The sequence below is a fragment of the Mycolicibacter kumamotonensis genome (assembly GCF_002086285.1).
Classification (GTDB): Bacteria; Actinomycetota; Actinomycetes; order Mycobacteriales; family Mycobacteriaceae; genus Mycobacterium; species Mycobacterium kumamotonense.
Genome location: NZ_MVHU01000020.1, coordinates 14,630 through 31,257, shown reverse-complemented (window position 1 = coordinate 31,257; position 16,628 = coordinate 14,630). Strand labels below are relative to the sequence as shown.

21 protein-coding genes and 1 riboswitch are annotated in these 16,628 nt (G+C 68.6%); of the genes, 8 read left to right on the top strand and 13 right to left on the bottom strand.

The annotated features are described in order from the left end of the window. Position 1: 1 nt before the first annotated feature. The 3 genes from BST28_RS14010 to BST28_RS14000 form a co-directional block, all read right to left on the bottom strand. Positions 2–2,368 carry a lysylphosphatidylglycerol synthase transmembrane domain-containing protein gene (locus BST28_RS14010; protein ID WP_083081568.1) on the bottom strand — a complete coding sequence of 789 codons (2,367 nt, stop codon included), beginning with the start codon at positions 2,366–2,368 and terminating at the stop codon, positions 2–4. A 356-nt stretch (positions 2,369–2,724) separates the two neighbouring features. Beyond that, positions 2,725–3,600 carry an oxidoreductase gene (locus tag BST28_RS14005; RefSeq protein WP_083081566.1) on the bottom strand — a complete coding sequence of 292 codons (876 nt, stop codon included), beginning with the start codon at positions 3,598–3,600 and terminating at the stop codon, positions 2,725–2,727. 22 nt (positions 3,601–3,622) lie between these two features. Continuing rightward, the gene (locus BST28_RS14000; protein WP_083081501.1) at positions 3,623–4,270 is read right to left on the bottom strand and encodes an ankyrin repeat domain-containing protein; all 648 of its coding nucleotides are present in this window, start codon (positions 4,268–4,270) and stop codon (positions 3,623–3,625) included. Between the two features lie 87 nt (positions 4,271–4,357). Between BST28_RS14000 and BST28_RS13995 the strand changes: the two genes are divergently transcribed. Together BST28_RS13995 and BST28_RS13990 are read left to right on the top strand one after the other, a co-directional pair. Then, positions 4,358–4,561 (top strand): hypothetical protein, encoded by a 204-nt coding sequence (locus BST28_RS13995; protein WP_019736083.1) that lies wholly within the window; start codon positions 4,358–4,360, stop codon positions 4,559–4,561. 106 nt (positions 4,562–4,667) lie between these two features. Beyond that, the gene (locus BST28_RS13990; protein ID WP_019736082.1) at positions 4,668–5,447 is read left to right on the top strand and encodes a hypothetical protein; all 780 of its coding nucleotides are present in this window, start codon (positions 4,668–4,670) and stop codon (positions 5,445–5,447) included. Here the strand turns inward: BST28_RS13990 and BST28_RS13985 are convergent, their stop codons facing one another. From BST28_RS13985 to BST28_RS13955, 7 genes are all read right to left on the bottom strand, one after another. Further along, complete coding sequence (locus BST28_RS13985) at positions 5,448–5,795, bottom strand: hypothetical protein (protein ID WP_065288083.1); 348 nt, start codon at positions 5,793–5,795, stop codon at positions 5,448–5,450. A 13-nt stretch (positions 5,796–5,808) separates the two neighbouring features. Continuing rightward, positions 5,809–6,102 (bottom strand): hypothetical protein, encoded by a 294-nt coding sequence (locus tag BST28_RS13980; protein ID WP_019736080.1) that lies wholly within the window; start codon positions 6,100–6,102, stop codon positions 5,809–5,811. Positions 6,103–6,137: 35 nt separating this feature from the next. After that, entirely contained in the window at positions 6,138–6,773 is a 636-nt protein-coding gene (locus BST28_RS13975; protein WP_083081498.1) for a DUF4226 domain-containing protein, read from the bottom strand. 130 nt (positions 6,774–6,903) lie between these two features. Beyond that, the gene (locus tag BST28_RS13970; protein WP_019736167.1) at positions 6,904–7,206 is read right to left on the bottom strand and encodes a hypothetical protein; all 303 of its coding nucleotides are present in this window, start codon (positions 7,204–7,206) and stop codon (positions 6,904–6,906) included. Beyond that, positions 7,203–7,556, bottom strand: coding sequence for a hypothetical protein (locus tag BST28_RS13965; RefSeq protein WP_019736166.1), 354 nt, complete (start codon positions 7,554–7,556; stop codon positions 7,203–7,205). Before BST28_RS13965 ends, BST28_RS13970 begins: the two co-directional genes overlap by 4 nt. A gap of 19 nt (positions 7,557–7,575) precedes the next feature. Next, positions 7,576–8,856, bottom strand: a complete 1,281-nt coding sequence (locus BST28_RS13960; RefSeq protein WP_083081496.1) for a DUF4226 domain-containing protein — start codon at positions 8,854–8,856, stop codon at positions 7,576–7,578. A 52-nt stretch (positions 8,857–8,908) separates the two neighbouring features. Continuing rightward, positions 8,909–9,685, bottom strand: coding sequence for an acyl-CoA thioesterase (locus BST28_RS13955; RefSeq protein ID WP_193466316.1), 777 nt, complete (start codon positions 9,683–9,685; stop codon positions 8,909–8,911). A 139-nt stretch (positions 9,686–9,824) separates the two neighbouring features. Between BST28_RS13955 and BST28_RS13950 the strand changes: the two genes are divergently transcribed. The 3 genes from BST28_RS13950 to BST28_RS25105 all read left to right on the top strand — a co-directional run bounded on the left by BST28_RS13950 (position 9,825) and on the right by BST28_RS25105 (position 10,694). Then, entirely contained in the window at positions 9,825–10,076 is a 252-nt protein-coding gene (locus BST28_RS13950) for a ribbon-helix-helix domain-containing protein (RefSeq protein WP_019736076.1), read from the top strand. Beyond that, the gene (locus BST28_RS13945) at positions 10,073–10,504 is read left to right on the top strand and encodes a type II toxin-antitoxin system VapC family toxin (RefSeq protein ID WP_083081494.1); all 432 of its coding nucleotides are present in this window, start codon (positions 10,073–10,075) and stop codon (positions 10,502–10,504) included. Before BST28_RS13950 ends, BST28_RS13945 begins: the two co-directional genes overlap by 4 nt. A 67-nt stretch (positions 10,505–10,571) precedes the next feature. Beyond that, entirely contained in the window at positions 10,572–10,694 is a 123-nt protein-coding gene (locus BST28_RS25105; protein WP_013827527.1) for a hypothetical protein, read from the top strand. Positions 10,695–10,705: 11 nt separating this feature from the next. On the opposite strand, the gene BST28_RS13940 is transcribed toward BST28_RS25105, so the two are convergent. Then, positions 10,706–11,545, bottom strand: a complete 840-nt coding sequence (locus tag BST28_RS13940) for a class I SAM-dependent methyltransferase (RefSeq protein ID WP_083081492.1) — start codon at positions 11,543–11,545, stop codon at positions 10,706–10,708. A gap of 41 nt (positions 11,546–11,586) precedes the next feature. Between BST28_RS13940 and BST28_RS13935 the strand changes: the two genes are divergently transcribed. Further along, positions 11,587–12,363: a thioesterase family protein gene (locus BST28_RS13935; RefSeq protein WP_083081490.1), complete on the top strand. Its 777-nt coding sequence runs from the start codon at positions 11,587–11,589 to the stop codon at positions 12,361–12,363. Between the two features lie 15 nt (positions 12,364–12,378). On the opposite strand, the gene BST28_RS13930 is transcribed toward BST28_RS13935, so the two are convergent. Continuing rightward, positions 12,379–12,741, bottom strand: coding sequence for a DoxX family protein (locus tag BST28_RS13930; RefSeq protein WP_013827530.1), 363 nt, complete (start codon positions 12,739–12,741; stop codon positions 12,379–12,381). A 312-nt stretch (positions 12,742–13,053) separates the two neighbouring features. Between BST28_RS13930 and BST28_RS13925 the strand changes: the two genes are divergently transcribed. Next, the gene (locus tag BST28_RS13925; RefSeq protein ID WP_083039923.1) at positions 13,054–13,470 is read left to right on the top strand and encodes a hypothetical protein; all 417 of its coding nucleotides are present in this window, start codon (positions 13,054–13,056) and stop codon (positions 13,468–13,470) included. Between the two features lie 81 nt (positions 13,471–13,551). Beyond that, a riboswitch (SAM riboswitch) is annotated at positions 13,552–13,665 on the top strand. Positions 13,666–14,402: 737 nt separating this feature from the next. After that, positions 14,403–15,830 (top strand): protein adenylyltransferase SelO, encoded by a 1,428-nt coding sequence (locus tag BST28_RS13915; protein WP_083081486.1) that lies wholly within the window; start codon positions 14,403–14,405, stop codon positions 15,828–15,830. 3 nt (positions 15,831–15,833) lie between these two features. On the opposite strand, the gene BST28_RS13910 is transcribed toward BST28_RS13915, so the two are convergent. Further along, positions 15,834–16,613 carry a chymotrypsin family serine protease gene (locus tag BST28_RS13910; protein WP_083081484.1) on the bottom strand — a complete coding sequence of 260 codons (780 nt, stop codon included), beginning with the start codon at positions 16,611–16,613 and terminating at the stop codon, positions 15,834–15,836. Positions 16,614–16,628: the final 15 nt, after the last annotated feature.

Below are 16,628 nucleotides of genomic sequence, written 5' to 3'. Positions count from 1 at the left end.
CTCAGATCATCTCGTTCTCGGTCAGCCAGCGCATCACCGGCCAGCCGACGAACACCGGCAGCCAGCAGGTCAATACCCGATACAGCAGCACCGACGGGACCGCCAGCGCGGCGGGGACACCGAATGCGGCCAGCCCACCGATCAGGGCGGCCTCCACGGCGCCGACCCCGCCGGGAGTCGGGGCGGCCGAGGCCAGGGTGCCGCCGACCATCGTCACCACCGTGACGGTGACGAACGAGGTGTTGCCGCCGAAGGCTTCCACGCTGGCCCACAGTGCCAGGGCCGCACCCAGGGTGGTGCCGGCCGCGCCCAGCACGATCAGCGCCAGCCGCTTGGGTTCGCGGGCCAGCTCGAGCAGGTCGGCGGTGACCTCGGTGAGGCGCGGGCGCAGTGCCGTGGTCAACCACCGGCGCAGGTTGGGCACCAGCAAGAAGATGCCGGCCAGGCCCAAGGCCACCCCGGCGATCAGGTACAGCATGGTCGCGCTGGGTACGAAATGGGACAGGTCGGCCCGGGCGCCTGCCGCGGTGGTGAAGATGATCAGCAGGATCACGTGCACGATCACCTGCACCGACTGCTGCAAGGCGACCGCGGCGGTGGCTCGCAGGGCACTCAGCCCGCCCTTGACCAGAAATCGGGTGCTCAACGCCAGCCCGCCCACACCGGCCGGGGTGGTGGTGGCGGCAAAGGTGTTGGCCACCTGCATGATCGCCAGGTTGCGGAAGCTGACCGCGCCGTTGGCGCACGCCCACAGGGCCCCGGCGGCACCGACATAGGTCAGCGACGACACGATCAGCCCCACCAGCGCCCAGGACCAGTTCGCGTGCCGCAGTTGGGAAAAGAACGTCGGGACCTGGCTGATGAACGGATAGGCGACGTAGACCAGCCCGACCAGCAGCACCAGCTGGATCAGCTGGCTGCGGGTGAAGCGGGTGATGGTCTTGGTGTGGATCGCATCGGTGTTGGTCTGCCGTTTGACCTCTTCGCGGGCGGCCGAGATCACCGCGCCGACCTCGGGCACCGCTTTGCGAAGCCGGGACGGCACGGCCGATTTCGTGAGACGGCGTGAGGCGGCCAGCACCGCGGTGCGACCGAAGTGCTCGATGGCCGCGGCCACCGCCGACGATGCGTCGTACAGCGATGACGTCGTCACCAGCAACTGGGCGATATCGGACTGCAGCTGGGTGTCGGTGGCGCCGTATTCGGCGTTGCCGAAACCGCCGAACAGCACCCGGTCGCCGTCGACCGTCATCTCCTTGGCACGCAGATCACCCTGCGAGATCTGCTGATCGTGCAGCCGCCGCAACGCCTTCCACGCGTGGCCCACCGGGGTGCTGGCGACGGCGTCGGCGATCGGCACCCCGCGCGGCGGGGTGTGCGCGTACAGGGTCCAGCCCCGGTCCAGGGAGGCCACCGCCACGGTGTCGGTGTTGGCGACCCCGGTCTCGGCGATGGCGATCGCCATCAGCGCGCGGTGCTCGACGGCGCGGTGCAGCGAGGCGTGCAGCGGCGCGGTCTCGGTGGTGCGCAGCCGCAGCTTGCGCCAGAGCTGCCGCAGTGCGCCGCCGCTGCGCTGGTTGGGGCCGTACAGCTCGATGATCGCCGGGTGCTTGCCGACGGTGGACAGCACCAGCGGCCCGCGCCCGGCCGGGCGGACCACGGTGAGCTCGGTGACGGTGCAGCCGCGGCGGGCCAGGGTGCGCACGGTGCCGTCCAGCGGCACCTCCAGTGCGGGGGTGCCGACGATCAGGATGACCAGGGCTCCGACGAACCAGCCGACGGCCAGTCCCAGCAGTGAGCGGGCCGGCACGATCGCGCTGACCACCAGGTGGATCGGCACGAACGCCAGCAGCAGTGCCCACCACCAGCGCCGCCAGCGGGCCGGCAGCCACGGGCCGGAGACGGTGAGCATCGCGGCGAGCATGGCGATCCACCGCGGGTCGTCGAGGAACTGGGCCAGCGTGGTGGCCAGCCGTTCGGACAGGTCGAAGTGCCACCGCGGTGCCGCCAACCCGTTGCTGCGGATCGACAGCGACGCGACCGCGAGCAGCCCGGCGACCGCGTAGGCGGCCAGCAGTTTCCATTGCCGGGAGACGACCAGGCCGATCAGGATGGCGAACGGCAGCACCACGATTGCTATGCCGTAGGCCAGGTAGACCTGGTTGGCGTGGGTCGGGGAGAGCACCCCGACGATCTGGGACACCGAGCGTTCCAGCGCCACCCACTCGTAGCGGGTGACCAGCGAGCTGGTGATGACCGTCGCGAGGAACAACGCCGCCAGCACCAGACGCAGAATGTCGTTGGTGCGTCGGGTCAGCGGCTGCAGCAGGTTGCCGGTGACGGCGACGTCGCGCCCCTCAACTCGCATGATCACTTTCGGTCCGTCTGGTGCCGCAGATTGCGGCTCGCCACAACTTAACCGGTGAGCTGGGGTGGAGGGCTAATTTGTCTGCCGCCTCGCCGCCAGGTGATGGGGGCGGAGTCCCGTGCGTCACTCCCGTCACCGCAGGGAAGTGGCATGAGGTGTGCCCACCTCCGAGCGACAACAGAGATTATGTCGGCTCGTGAGGGCGGGCGTCGGCGCCGAGTTGCCCGACCCGACGCCAGCTGTCGCTCGAAGGCGGGCAACACTCACATACCCCCGGCGCCGTGACGGCTGTTGCTGTTGAGGCGACGACGTGCTGTGCCCCCGGGCGGCGACGGGTCCCAGCGGGGCGCGCCGGGTCACACCGGGTAGCTGACCCCGGTCATCTTCTCCGACTCCTCCCACAGCCGCCGCCACAGCTGCTGGTCCTTCGACAGCTTGTTCGACGGGCATGGCCCCATCGGGCCGCGCGACTGGTTGAGCTTCGTCGGCCCCCAGTAGGCGTCCGGGTCGGCGTCGGCGACGGTGGCGGCGAACACGATCGACTCGGCGGCCCGCTCGGGGCGCTGGCCCAGCACCGCCAGACCGTACTTGGTGACCAAGCCGGGCAGCGTCTTGTCGTTGTCGAACAACTCGGTGGCCGACACGCCGGGGTGTACCGCGTAGGAGCGCAGCGGCGAGCCGGCCGCGCGCAGTCGGCGCTGCAGCTCGCGGGCGAACATCAGATTGGCCAGCTTGGACTGCGCATAGGCCAGGTTGCGCTGGTAGAACCGGTTCTTGTAGTTGAGGTCGTCGATCCAGAACTTCGGGGTCTGCTTGTGTGCGATGCTCGATACCGTCACCACCCGGTCGCCGATGCGGTCCAGCAGCAGGCCGGTCAGCGCGAAGTGCCCGAGGTGATTGACACCGAACTGCATCTCGAACCCGTCGGCCGTCCGTTTCAGCGGGATGTTCATGATCCCGGCGTTGTTGACCAGCACGTCGAAGCCGCCCTGCTGGGCGGCGAAGTCGCGTACCGACTCCAGGCTGCCCAGATCCAGTGCCGCCACAGAGACGTCGCCGTCGATGCCGTCGGCGATCTGCTGGGCCTTGGCGGTGTTGCGGCAGGCCATCACCACGCTGGCGCCCTTGGCGGCCAGGGTTCGGGTGACGACTTCGCCCAGTCCGCCGTTGGCGCCGGTCACCACGAAGGTGCGGCCGTGCTGATCGGGTGTGTCGGCGAGTCGGAAAGCCATGGTCGTCACGTTACGCGACGGATCAGGTGCGGCCCTCTGTGGTCAGCACCACACCGCGGTGGGTGATCACGTGGGTCTGTGCGGTGGGCCCGAGCCCGCTCACCGCCTCCAGGTAGCCGCGCCGCAGCGTCACCCGGACTCCGCCGGATAGCCCCGGGATCGCCAGGCGCACCGCGTGGCCGGGGGCTTCGTGCAGCACGGCCACCGGGGGATAGCGCAACATCCGTCGCAGGGCGTGGTCGTCGTGGCCGTCGAAAAGCTGCGCGCTGCGGATGACGCCGTCGATGGCCCACTCCAGGTTGGCGTCGAGGCTGCGGACCCGTTCGGCCGACAGCGGCGACGGCGGCGGAGTCAGCGCGGAGATCAGTTCCGTGGGATGCCCGATGTCCTCGGCGATGTCGTAGGCGGTGAAGCCGCGGGCGTCGCGCAGGCCGCGCAGTGCGCCGCGATCGAGCAGCGCGGCAAAGACTTTCGCCGGTGCCCCGTGGCGGGCGGCCTGGTGCAGCGGGGTGAGCCAGGCCGCGGCGCCGGGCCGCCACTGGTTGACGCTGAGCGCGGGGATGGCGTCCAGCAGATCGAACAGTGCCGGCCAGTCACCGGCCTCGGCCGCATCGGCAAGTCGGTGCCCGGCGGTGATGGCTTCCTCCGGAAGCAGGGAGAGTTCCAACACGCCGGGCCAATCTAAAGGTGGTTCGTCCATGACTCGAAATTAGCCAAGGGGTCCGACAATAACTGTCGATCGATCGGCGGACGAGAGTTGTCGGTACCCGGCGATAACCTGACGTCGCTGGACACCGTCGTCGCCCGCTGGGATGGGTGGGCGCAGACTGCCGAGGACGTCGGCGTGCACCTAATCCAGCTGGTCGACAAGCATCACCGCCCGGAACGGCGCCGCTCCGCGGTACGCACCGAGTTGCGTGCCGTTGCCCGCGAGTGGAACGCCGGGGAGCGGGAAGAGTGAGCGGCTACACCCCGGGTAGCCGGCCGCCAGAACTTGTCGGTGGTCGCCGATAGATTCTTTTCACCAGCACTTCCCCACGGGGGCTTGAGATATCGGGAGGTCAGCAATGTCGCAGTCGGCAGTCGACCGCGTTGTCCTGCTCGGGGACAACGACACCACGGCCCACCGCGCCGAGCTGGCCAGGGACGCCGCCAAACAGCACTGCATCATCGTCGAGGCGTTCGGTTTCGAGGAGGGCGAGGCCGGCGGCACCGATGACCTGACCGAAATCGACGCCGTGGTCGCCGCGCTGGGCCGCGCGATCGCCGGGCGGATGGACGTCTGGGTGCCGTTCCCGGGTCCGGACTTCATTCGGGAACAGCACCTGCGGCGGCTGAGCCTGGTGTTGCAGCGTCACGGCCTGAACGTGCGGTTGACCCGGGGGCTGTACCCGGCGCCGACCGACGGCGGCATGAACGAGATTGACTTCGCGCTGCGGCGCGAGGTTCAAGCCGTCGACAGCCTGGATCAGGCGGCGCTGGCCGCCGAGGGCGCCAAGAGCCTCGGCCGGGAGATCGAGATGGCGCTGGTCAAGGCCGACGGCCGACAGTCGGTGCGGCGCACAACCGACGGGGGCCGGGCGAACGTGCACCCGGTGCCGCCGATGCTGCCGTCGCCGGCGGTGCCGTGGCCGGAGCGCAAGCGTCAGGTCAAGCGGTATGCGGGCTGGTTGGTGCACGGCTGCGGTGTTACCCAGGCGGCCACCGCGCGGGTGCTCAACTCCGCGGGGCAGCGTACCCCGACCGGCCGGGAGTGGAAGCCCGGTACGGTGTCGAAGCTGCTGGCCGGCAAGTACGACGACCCGAGGCGGCCCGGTGACTTCAGGCCAGATGCCGTAGCCGGGTGATCATCCGGGATACACGATCGGCACGAAGATCAGGGCGTAGACCAATCCACTGATCAAGACGGCCAGGCCGCACCCGCCGATCGCCAAGCCCATACCGCGACGACGAGGCGAGTCGGTGCCCAGCAATGTCGCGCCGATCAGCAACGAGGCCACGGTCGTCAGTAGGGCGGCGACCGCTATCAGGATGGGAACCCCGATGTGGTCGACGACCGGAGTTTGTCCCAGCAGCCAGCCGATACCGAACCAGACCGCCAGGACCGGCTGCACGACGACCGGTGATGATCGGGTGGCGATCCGCCAAACATCGCTGTCCTGCACCCGGATTCGACTGAGCACCGTGTTGGGCATGCCTGAGTGCCTTTCAGTGCAGTAGCAAGTAGATCAAGCCGGCCGGGATGAGCGTGATCGCGATCGTCAACGGTGTCGCGAGGTAGCCCGCAAGGATCCCCCGGCCGGCCTGCCCGATCTCATCGGGCAGCTGGCTCATGAACAGCCCTATCGGCACCACAACGGCCGTGGCGATTGCGAAGAAGAACAGGTTGGCGATCCACAACGGCAGCCACACCCAGGTGGCGGTCTCGACGATCACGATGGTCGCCAGCGCGGCGACCAAGCTCCGCGGGCCGTAGCGGTCTGTCGGGGTCGGGGCGGTCATGGGTAGAAGTTATCCCTTCGGGAGCGGCTCGAGGCTCAGCCGAGTTGTCCGGATGTCGAGGAGACCGACGGCGGCGCGTACACCGGTCCGAAATCGGTGGCGGCGTCGCCGAACGGGGCGAACGCGGAGCTGCCGACACCGACCTCGTGATGGCCCGGCAGGTTGCCGGCGTCGTACTTGATGCGTACCGAGCCGTCCGGCGTCTGCGCAATACTGCCCTGCGGGACACCGACTTTCACCCTCCCGGGGCCACCGCTGTCGTTGAGCTCGACGGACGGATTCTGGCGCATCACCACGATCCCGTTGTCATAGTCGATGTAGGTGGTGACCTTGGTGTCCTCGGGATCGAAGTTCGGGTTGGGGCCCCGGTCGTTGCCGGCGTCATGTGAGCCCAAGCGGTTGACCCACGGCTGCTCAATCCATTGCGACGCACGCACCACCCCCTGCCCGGCGGGGGTGTCCAACGCCAGGGCTTGCTGATTGGCCAGTGCCTCGGCGGATCTCGGCCTCGATGCCGTCGAGTCGTCGGCGCCCGCGCAGCGCCACCTGGCCGCACCGCGCAGCGTCGCGACGAACGCCCGGTCCAGTTGCGTCGTGGTGTGCAGCCGGGTGGCCAGGGCGGCCTCGCGCTCTCGCGCGGCATTGGCGTGGGCACCGAGTTCCTCGGGCATGTTTTCCGACGCTAGTTCAACCGTGCCGATCGCGGTATTCACCCGGCTGACAGCCGCCGGCCATGGAATCCCGGCACGGTGTCGAAGCTGCTCACCGGCAAGTGCGACGATCCGCGGCGGGCCGGGGACTTCAGACCAGACGCAGTAGCTGAATGATCACCACCGGCGGGATGACGGCCAGTGCGATGGTCAGCGGGGTGGCGAGATAGCCGATCAGCATGCCGCGGCCGACCTGTGCAGTCTTGATGCCACCGCTCTGGGACATGAAGAAGCCGGTCGGCACCACAATGGCGGTAGCGAGGCCGAAAACGTACAAGTCCGCGATCCAGTACGGAAACCACATCCAGGTCGCGGTCTCGACGATCGCAATGGTCGCCAACGCGGCGATGAAACTGTGCGGGCCGTAGCGGACTTCGGTGTCCGGGCTGGTCATGCGCCGCCCTCGAACCACGGCAGGAAAATCAGCACGTAGAACAATCCGCTGATGAAGGTCACTACGGCAGATCCGCAGACAGCCAGACCGACACCGCGTCGATACGGTGACTCCGCGCGCAACAACACCGCGCCGATCACCAGAGCTGCGACGGTCGGCACGATGAAAGCTGCCGTGGCCAGCCAGCGAAACGGTGTGCCATAGGAGAGTGGGCTGCCACTCAGCCCCAGCCAGCCGATGCCGATTAGCGCCGCGAGGACGGCTTGGACGACCAGCGGTGCTGACCGGGTGGCGGTGCGCCAGAAGGCGGGGCCGCCATCGCGGACACGGGCCAGAATTGCACTGGGCATGCATGGCTCCTTTTGATGATCAGGCGGGGACACCGCCGGGTCTGCCCGACGGTGAAGGTACTGCTGGTGGTGCCACGGTGGGTCCGAAATCCGTGGCAGGCAGGGGAGATCGGACGTCGAATCGTGGATTCCAGTTCCCGCCGTGGTCGAAGGGCGCGAACGCCTTGCCTCCGATGCCGACCTCGTGGTGGAACGGAAGGTTGAACAGGGGTCCGTTGGTGCTTCCGGATTGAGCCGGGTCGATCAGAACGGTGCGGGTGCTGCCGCCGGGTAGGTCTTGGTAGACCTCCAAAGACGGGTAATCCGTTCGGGTGCCGTCGACATGCACGCCATCTGGACCGGGGGTGAAAACCAGGTCGCCGTTCACGCTCAATCGGTGGCTGCCTAGCGGGCCGCGCGGATCGGCGGAGACGCCCGGTGCGAGTGGGTTCGCGGCGTCGTACTTGATCCGCACCGATCCATCCGGGGTTTGCGTGACGCTGCCTCGGGGGACACCGACTTCCACGCGTACCGGAGCGCCGTCGATGTTGAGTTCGGCGGAGGGGTTCTGCCGCATCACCACGATCCCGTTGTCGTAGTCGATGTAGGTGGTGACCTTGGTGTCTTCGGGGTCGAACCGCGGGTTGGGGCCCCGGTCGTTGCCGGCGTCATGTGAGCCCAAGCGGTTGACCCACGGCTGCTCAATCCACTGCGACGCACGCACCACCCCCTGTCCCGGCACCGGATCGATCCTGGCGACGCGGATCTCGGAGTCCACGCCCTGGAACTTCGGGTCGTAGGTGTGTGCATCCAAGGCGGCCGCAGTCGTCCAATCGGAGGCCGAGACCGGGTCGCGGCCGAAGACCTGCTTGAAGGCGTCGATCTGATTGAGACGACGTTCGTCGGCTGAGGCGGGCGACCGCTTGAAGCTGTGGTCGACGGCCTGGACGCCTGGCGCGCGCGGCCCCTTGACGGTGTAGCCGGCACCCAGGGACCGCGCCGCCGCCGCACGGGCGTGGCTGTCGGCCACGGTGTCGGCGATCACCCGGTGGATGTCACGGGTTTTGACGGTCAGGAACTGTTGAAACTGGCGGGCGCCGGCGGGGGTATCCAGCGCCAGGGCTTGCTGATTGGCCAGTGCCTCGCGGATCTCGGCCTCGATGCCGTCGAGTCGTCGGCGCCCGCGCAGCGCCACCTGCGCCGCACCGCGCAGCGTCGCGACGAACGCCCGGTCCAGTTGTGTCGTGGTGTGCAGCCGGGTGGCCAGCGCGGCCTCGCGATCTCGCGCGGCATCGGCGTGGGCACCGAGTTCCTCGGGCATACCCGGGGACGCTAGTTCAACCGTGCCGATCGCGGTATTCACCCGGCGACGCTCAGTCCTTGAAATACACCAGCTGATGGCTGCTGGTCAGCAGCACACCGTCGCGGGACCACAGGTGCGCGCTCTGGTCGAAGTAGCCGCGGGAGAAGCCGTTGGCGCGGGCGCTGCCCAGCACGAAATCGCCGCCCACGGCCTCGAGCTGCGCGGCGTCGGCGTGGAAATAGGTGGTCAGCGAGATGGTGCCGGCCGGGATGAAGCCGCCGCGGCGCAGGAACACCCGCGGGTAGAAGATGTCGGAGACTGCGGCCAGCGCGGCGAAGTCCAGCGGGCGTTGATCAACGTCGCGCGCCCACAACGTGGTGGTCGACGATCCGCTGGGCACACCTTCGTCGGGAATCGGCCCTTCGGTGAAGCGCATGTCGTAGCGCTTGGCCCACACGATCGCCTCGATGAAGTCACCGCGCGGGAGATCCTCGGGCGCAGCGGTTTTCGGTGGACGGGCTTCGATGTCGGCCCAGGTGTCGCGGTGCCGGCCGAACACCGCGGTGGCGGTGGTCTTGACCTCATCGCCCTGGCGTAGCTCCATGACCCAGTGCTGGTTGCTGCGGTTGGTGCGCGCAGCGCGTAGCGCGATGTCGAACTCGCCGTCGGCAATCGGCGCGGCGTAGTTGAGCGTCAACGCCAGCGGGTCACCGATGCGGTCGGGGTGGGATTCGACGGCGCGCAGCAACACCGCCGCGGTGATCCCGCCGAACGGGCCGACCATGTTGGCCCACGCCGGTTCGGTGGCACCGCGCACGACGCCGGTGTCGACGTGGTCCAGGCGCATGGCGCGGTCGAAGGGGTGCGGGGTCACGGCGGTCCTTCCGATGGGACGGAACGATATCGGTCACGCTATCGCGAGCCTGCGGGCACCGCCCGTCGTCTACCGCCAGGAACGGTTAGTATGTGCATGCTAATGTATGTGCATGTCTCCTTTGGAGCATCGACTGCAGATCCTGCTCGACGATGAACGCCATCGCCGACTGACCGCGGCGGCGCGGGAGCGTGGCGTCTCGGTGGCCAGCGTGGTGCGCGAAGCCATCGATCGCGGCCTCGCGGGCCCCGTCGACCGCCGCAAATCCGCCGGTCAGCGCCTTCTCGACGCTCCTGACATGCCGGTTCCCGACCCCGCCGAACTCAAGCAGGAATTGGACGAACTGCGCGGACGCCGCGGATGATCGTGCTGGACACCACGGTGCTCGTCTATGCCAAGGGCGCCGACCACCGGTTCAGGGAGCCGTGCCGTGACTTGATCGCGGCGGTTGCCGCCGACCGCATTGAAGCGACCACTACCCCCGAAGTGATCCAGGAGTTCGTCCATATTCGTGCCCGCCGACGTGGCCGCAACGATGCCGCAACGCTGGGGCGCAGCTACGCCGAGCTGCTCGCGCCCCTGCTGACTGTCGCTGGCGACCACCTCGAGCGAGGATTGACGATGTTCGAGACGACCCCGAGTGTTGGTGCCTTTGATTCCGTGCTGGCTGCGGTCGCCAAATCTGCCGGGGCGGTACTGGTCTCGGCGGACGGTGCGTTCAGAGACCTCCCCGACATCACCCATGTAGTGCCCGACACCGCGGGCGTCGCCAGCCTGCTCGGCGACAATTGATCTCGCCGGGTTTCTCCGATTTTGATCGATGGAGTGACTCGTCCCCGGGTGTAGCACGGCTCTTGCCGTGGAGGTGCTCGCCGAGCCGTATCGGGAACGCGACGGCCTGGCCGACTACGCCACTTCGGCGCCGCCGGAATTCGGCGACTACCGGACGTTCTGCGGGGACCTGACGCGCGGTTCACGCTGAGGTCGAGCTGCTCAGCCCGGATTGGTCGCGGTCACCACCCAGGTGTGCCCGGGGAACTTCAGAACCCCGTCGACGCGGTGCCGGCGCAGCTCGTCGCGCAGCTTGTCGACGACGGCGGCCCAGCCGTCCTCGCCGAGCCGGACGGGCAGTTCGGTGCGGGCCTGCTGCCCGGTGCGGTTGGACAGGATCATCGTCAGGCGTTCCTCGACGCCGTCGCTGCCGTCGATGCTGAAGTTGCAGACCCCGTCGAACGCCGCCAGCTCGACGTCAGCCCAGCCGGCGTCGGCCAGGATGGTCCGCACCCGCTCGGCGTTGCCGAAGGCCAGCGGGCCCGGCTCGGTGGGATCGGCCGCGGCGGGCGGTGATTCGAGCTGCGCAGCCAGCATGTCGACGCCGACGGAGAACATCGGATTGTCGCCTTCACGCCAGCACACGAACGCCAGCCGGGCGCCCGGAGCGGCCGCGCGGCGGATATTGATGAACGCCGCCACCGGGTCGTCGAAGAACATCACCCCGAACCGCGAGATGACCCGGTCGAAGACCGGCCCGCCCAGATCCATGATCTGGGCGTCCCCGAGCACCACGGTGGCCTCCGGCACCCGCCGGCGGGCAGCATCCACCATCGGCTGCGAGATGTCGACGCCGACCGGTGTTGCCCCGAGTGCCGCCGACCGCTCCAGCAGAGTTCCTGAGCCGCACCCGATGTCGAGCACCCGCACCCCGGGTCGGATGTCGGCGGCCTGTATCACCGGCTCGGCGAACGGCGCCAGCACCGCTTCGAAGATCGCCGCGTTGTCTACCCAGTCCACACCCTGGGTCGCCCAGGACTGCTGCTGTTCCTCGTTCGCCATGGCCCTCAGCGTAGGGGGCGGCGGCCGCTAGCCTGATAGCCGTGGATGGCCAGGCGTTCTACACCCAGACCGGTCCCGGACAGTTCGACAGCTCGCCGCTGACCAGCGGGCCGTGGAGCGTGTCGAGCCAGCACGGCGGGCCGCCGTCGGCGCTGCTGGCCCGCGAGATGGAGCGTTACCAGCCGCGCGAGGGGCATCGGTTGGCGCGGGTGAGCATCGACATCCTGACCCCGGTGCCGGTGGCGCCGCTGACGGTCACGGTGGAGGAGATCCGCACCGGCAAGCGGGTGCAGCTGCTGCAGGCGACCGCGCAGGCCGGCGGGCGCACGGTGCTGATCGGGCGGGCCTGGCGGATCGCCGCGGCCTCGGCGGACTTTCCGGCCGGCGCCGCCGAGCCCGCGCCGGCGGCGGGCGAGCCCACCGCCCAAGCGTTCACGTTTCCCGAGGGTTGGCATGCCGGCGGGTACCTGTCGGCGATCGACTGGTGCTTCGCCGACGGCGGCTTCGCCCAGGACGGCCCGGCGCGGGCCTGGGCGCGCCCCCGCGTGGCGCTGGTCGACGGCGAGGCGATGACGCCTTGGCAGCGGGTGCTGACAGTGGGGGATTCCGGCAGCGGGATCAGCGCCTGCGCCCCGCCGGCCGAGCACCCGGCGATCAACTGCGACTTCACCGTGGTGTTGCACCGAGATCCGGTGGGGCACTGGGTCGGAATGGACTCGCGCACCCTGGTCACGCCCGGGCAGGGGGCGTTCACCCAGACGACGGTCTTCGATCCCGCCGGGCCGGCGGGCCTGGCGACGCAGACGCTGGTGGTCTGAGCTTTCCGGCACTGATCAGAGCAGGTGGCCGACGATGACGAAGGCCGCCAACCCGAACATCGTCGCGTTGACCAGAACGCTCCACGGCTCATGCAGCCGCGAATGTGCCCAGGCGGCGCCGATCATCACCACGCACAACCCCAGCGCGGCCAGCGGCGTCAACACCGTCCCGATCCCGGTCAGCCCCGGCGCCACGAGTCCGACCGCCGCCAGCAGCTCCATCGCCGCGGTGAAGCGCACCACCGGCATCGGAAACATCGCCACCCCGGTCTGGCCGGTGGCGATCAAGCGATCGCGCGCCATGGTCAGTTTGGCGGCCCCCGACGCGGCGAATACCGCGGCCAAGGTCAGTTGGGCGGCCCACAGTGCAGTGTTCATGGTTTCGGTCCTTCCCGTATGAGGTGTCTCTACGTAGGACGGACGGAGCCTGCCGTGTGTGACGATCCGGCGGTGTCACATTCGGTGCCGCGGGATCGTCTACAAGGCATGAGCGACTACCAGAGCCCGGTTGGGTTGTCCCAGCATCGCCGCGGCGCGCGGACACGCGTATGGCGCGGGCCCGCAGCTCGCGCTGGCCCGCGATTTCCGTATCTTTTCCCGCCACGCCCGGGCCGCGGTGGCCGAGCAGGCCTGCTGTCTGGCATCCGCTGAATTCGGCACACTATATGGAAAGAAGCGGGGGTGACTGAGATGACCGACAACCTGCCCTACATCGACGAGCACACGGTACGGGTGGATGCGCCGCGGCGGGCCGTGTGGCATGGATTGCGGTGGTACGTGGAGTCCCTGCTGCGCGGCGCCGAGCGCAACCCCCTTGTCGCACTGCTCGGCCCGCAACCGCGGGCCGGCTTCGACGTGGCAGAGAGCGTCGAGGAACAGCGGCTGAGTTTGACGGGGCGGCACCGCTTCTCGCGGTATCGGCTGCACTTCGAGCTGAGCGACGCGCCGGGTGGTGGCACCTGCGTGCACGCCCGGTCCTACGCGGCTTTTCCTGGGCTGCACGGGAGTGTGTATCGGGCATTGGTGATCGGGACGCGCTTACACGTTGTCGCGACGAATGACATGCTGCATGGGATACGGGCGGCGGTGGTCGGGAAGTCCCGTTGACCTGGATCGGTCAGTTCACTCCTGACCGACGCCACCGCCGCAGGATCGCCGACGTCGGTGTGCTCCGCTATGCTCGACACAGCTCACGAGTGGACGGCCGTTCGGGTACCTGGCCCGTCGTCCCGGCAACCGCGCCGCCACCGCACGGTGCCCCAGGGGAAGAGCCGGCGCGCGATCAGCGCGCAAGGGGTGGATGCCCGGGTGCGGCACCGCCGGGAAGGCGATATGTCCGAACTGGACTGGGATCTGTTGCGAAAGTTGGCGGCCGAGTTCGGAGCCACCTGTCGAAAGCGAGGCGCACGTGAAGTATCTCCGGCCTGCGTACCGTGACCGGCTCGGCCGCCTCAGCGATGCCGAGTTGCTGGCCTACGCCAGGCGCAAGTACGGGAACCCGTACCTGACCCTGGTTGCGGCAAAAGAGATGCACAAGATTCAGCACCAATACCTGCATCTCGGGGTAGCTGCTGCGCAGCGGCAGGTTGAGGTGCGAGCGGAGAGTCGTCGACAACTACGCGCCAGGCTGTGGCCTGCGAATCCGATTGAGGCCCAATGACCGCCGAGCGGGGCTGGATCGGCGAACCTCAGCCGCAACGGGAGTGGCACAGATCGATTGCGTCAGCGCGTGCCGACAGAATCCGTGCGGCGCAAGAGCAGCGGCGACGCGAGATCTTGCAGCAGGTAGCCGAGGGTGAGGAGCGGCGAAAGCAAGCACTGGCGCGCGAGCCCGCCGGTGAGCCGACCGTGTCGGTGCCCTCTGAAAGAATGACCCCGCGAACTACCACCAGCTCGGCGCAGCGCAGCGCGGGTAGCCCACGTCGCGATATCGCCACGGCTATCCGATCCACACCTCACACACCCTGACGGCGCAGGTACGGAAGTGGTGGACGTGGCACGAACCTGGACGGCGACCGATCTCCCCGTAGGCTGGCGGAGTGGCACCCCCGCTCCTGACCGCCGACTTCGCCCGCGAGTTCCCCGAGCTCGCGCAACCCTGGCAGGCCGCCACCCCGGCCGACCCGAAGCTGCTGGTACTCAACGAAAAGCTGGCTGCAGAACTCGGCCTCGACCCCGACTGGCTACGCAGCCCGGACGGCCTGAAGCTGTTGACCGGCACCAGCGTTCCCGACGGCGCCACCCCGGTCGCCCAGGCCTATGCCGGACACCAGTTCGGCAACTACGTCCCGCTGCTCGGCGACGGGCGCGCCCTGCTGCTCGGCGAGCTGGCCGGCGATCACCGCCGCGACATCCATCTCAAAGGCTCCGGGCGCACCCCGTTCGCCCGCGGCGGCGACGGGCTGGCCGTCGTCGGCCCGATGCTGCGCGAGTACCTGATCAGCGAAGCCATGCACGCCCTGGGTATTCCCACCACCCGCTCACTGGCTGTCGTCGCCACCGGGGCCCAAGTGCAACGTGAAACGCAGCTGCCCGGGGCGGTACTTACCCGCATTGCCGCCAGCCACCTGCGGGTGGGCAGCTTCCAGCTCGTCGCCCAGCAGGCCCGCGCCACCGGCGATCTGGGGCTGCTGCGCCGGCTGGCCGAGCACGCCATCGCCCGGCATCACCCGCAGGCAGCGCAGGCCGAAAACCCTTACCTGGCACTGTTTGAAGCCGTGGTTGAGGCGCAGGCGTCGCTGGTGGCGCAGTGGATGCTGGTCGGGTTCGTACATGGGGTGATGAACACCGACAACATGACGATCTCCGGGGAGACCATCGACTACGGGCCGTGCGCGTTCATGGACGCCTACGACCCGGCGACCGTGTTCAGCTCCATCGACTACGCCGGGCGCTATGCCTACGGCAACCAGCCACTGGTCGCGCAGTGGAACCTGGCCCGCTTCGCCGAGACCCTGCTGCCGCTGCTGGCCGCCACCGAGGAGCTGGCACTGTCGACGGCGGTGGAGACCCTGGAAGGGTTCATGCCGCGCTATCACGGGCACTGGTCGGCCGGGATGCTGGCCAAATTCGGGCTGACCGGCAGCGTGGAAGCGGCCGCGCTGATCGATCAGACGCTGGCACTGATGAAAGACAACGCCGTCGACTACACCTCGTTCTTCCGGAACCTGGCGCGGGCAGGCCGCGGCGACACCGCTGCCCTGCCACCGGTCTTCGATGACTGGCTGGCACGCTGGCAGGCCCTGCAACCTGACGTCGACGCGATGGATCGGTTCAATCCGGTCTACATTCCGCGCAATCACCTGGTGGAACAGGCATTGACCGCCGCGATGCGCGATGATCTCGTGCCGGTGCGCAAGTTGCTGGAGGTGCTGGCCGAGCCGTACGACGAGCGCGACGGCCTGGCCGACTACGCCGCCCCAGCGCCGCCGGAATTCGGCGACTACCGGACGTTCTGCGGGACGTGAGCCCTACGGTTCCGCGGTCACCAGCGTCAGCTCCCACGCGTTCAGCCACGGCTTGATCAGCTGCGCGACGGAGTAGGTGTGCGGTCCGTCGCAGGTCGGCTCGGAGTAGTCGCCGTTGGACACCGCGGTGAAGATCCCGACCGCCTCGATCGCGCCGTCGGGGCGGATTTTGTAGACCGGCCCGCCCGAGTCGCCGCACTTGGCGGTCGCAGCGAACCGGATCTTGTTCTCCTCGCCGGCGACCACCGGCCCGCACATCGCGCCGCCGCTGCGGATCCCGAAATGGCAGACGGTTTCCCCGATTTCGACGCGCTCGGCCAGGCCGACCACCGGATGCCCGTCGATCTCGGAGGTCACCGGGATCTTGCCGGGGCGGTCCAGGTCGATCAGTCCGATGTCGAAGTCGTTCCAGTCGTTGCCGTCGTAGATGGTCTCGGTGAAGGTGCCGACGACCGGATATTTGTAGAGCCCGCCGTGACGAATCGCCACCGCGGCGGGCCCGCCGGGCTTGTTGCAGTGCCCGGCGGATAGCAGCGCCGGCCGGTTGTCCTTGGTGTGCACCAGAAATCCTGTTGTGCAACTGATGTTGTCGGAGCCGTCGGTGGGGGTGACGTTGATGCCGATGCCGGGTCCGATCGTTTTGGCCGCCGGAATCGGGATGGGGTTGCGCACCGGGTGGGCACGACTGGCCCAGATGGTGGCCACCAGGATCGCTGCGACGACGACCGCGATGGTCACTCGGGTGATCAGGGCGCTGAGGGGACGTTTGCGGGAGGCGGCCATGTCAGGTGTGCTCCC

What these genes read in the sequence shown, in the direction of transcription:
- BST28_RS14010 (WP_083081568.1), bottom strand. Translation starts at nt 2,368, where the DNA reads ATGCGAGTTGAGGGGCGCGACGTCGCCGTCACCGGCAACCTGCTGCAG.
- BST28_RS14005 (WP_083081566.1), bottom strand. Translation starts at nt 3,600, where the DNA reads ATGGCTTTCCGACTCGCCGACACACCCGATCAGCACGGCCGCACCTTC.
- BST28_RS13990 (WP_019736082.1), top strand. Translation starts at nt 4,668, where the DNA reads ATGTCGCAGTCGGCAGTCGACCGCGTTGTCCTGCTCGGGGACAACGAC.
- BST28_RS13985 (WP_065288083.1), bottom strand. Translation starts at nt 5,795, where the DNA reads ATGCCCAACACGGTGCTCAGTCGAATCCGGGTGCAGGACAGCGATGTT.
- BST28_RS13980 (WP_019736080.1), bottom strand. Translation starts at nt 6,102, where the DNA reads ATGACCGCCCCGACCCCGACAGACCGCTACGGCCCGCGGAGCTTGGTC.
- BST28_RS13975 (WP_083081498.1), bottom strand. Translation starts at nt 6,773, where the DNA reads ATGCCCGAGGAACTCGGTGCCCACGCCAATGCCGCGCGAGAGCGCGAG.
- BST28_RS13970 (WP_019736167.1), bottom strand. Translation starts at nt 7,206, where the DNA reads ATGACCAGCCCGGACACCGAAGTCCGCTACGGCCCGCACAGTTTCATC.
- BST28_RS13965 (WP_019736166.1), bottom strand. Translation starts at nt 7,556, where the DNA reads ATGCCCAGTGCAATTCTGGCCCGTGTCCGCGATGGCGGCCCCGCCTTC.
- BST28_RS13960 (WP_083081496.1), bottom strand. Translation starts at nt 8,856, where the DNA reads ATGCCCGAGGAACTCGGTGCCCACGCCGATGCCGCGCGAGATCGCGAG.
- BST28_RS13955 (WP_193466316.1), bottom strand. Translation starts at nt 9,685, where the DNA reads ATGCGCCTGGACCACGTCGACACCGGCGTCGTGCGCGGTGCCACCGAA.
- BST28_RS13950 (WP_019736076.1), top strand. Translation starts at nt 9,825, where the DNA reads ATGTCTCCTTTGGAGCATCGACTGCAGATCCTGCTCGACGATGAACGC.
- BST28_RS13945 (WP_083081494.1), top strand. Translation starts at nt 10,073, where the DNA reads ATGATCGTGCTGGACACCACGGTGCTCGTCTATGCCAAGGGCGCCGAC.
- BST28_RS13940 (WP_083081492.1), bottom strand. Translation starts at nt 11,545, where the DNA reads ATGGCGAACGAGGAACAGCAGCAGTCCTGGGCGACCCAGGGTGTGGAC.
- BST28_RS13930 (WP_013827530.1), bottom strand. Translation starts at nt 12,741, where the DNA reads ATGAACACTGCACTGTGGGCCGCCCAACTGACCTTGGCCGCGGTATTC.
- BST28_RS13925 (WP_083039923.1), top strand. Translation starts at nt 13,054, where the DNA reads ATGACCGACAACCTGCCCTACATCGACGAGCACACGGTACGGGTGGAT.
- BST28_RS13910 (WP_083081484.1), bottom strand. Translation starts at nt 16,613, where the DNA reads ATGGCCGCCTCCCGCAAACGTCCCCTCAGCGCCCTGATCACCCGAGTG.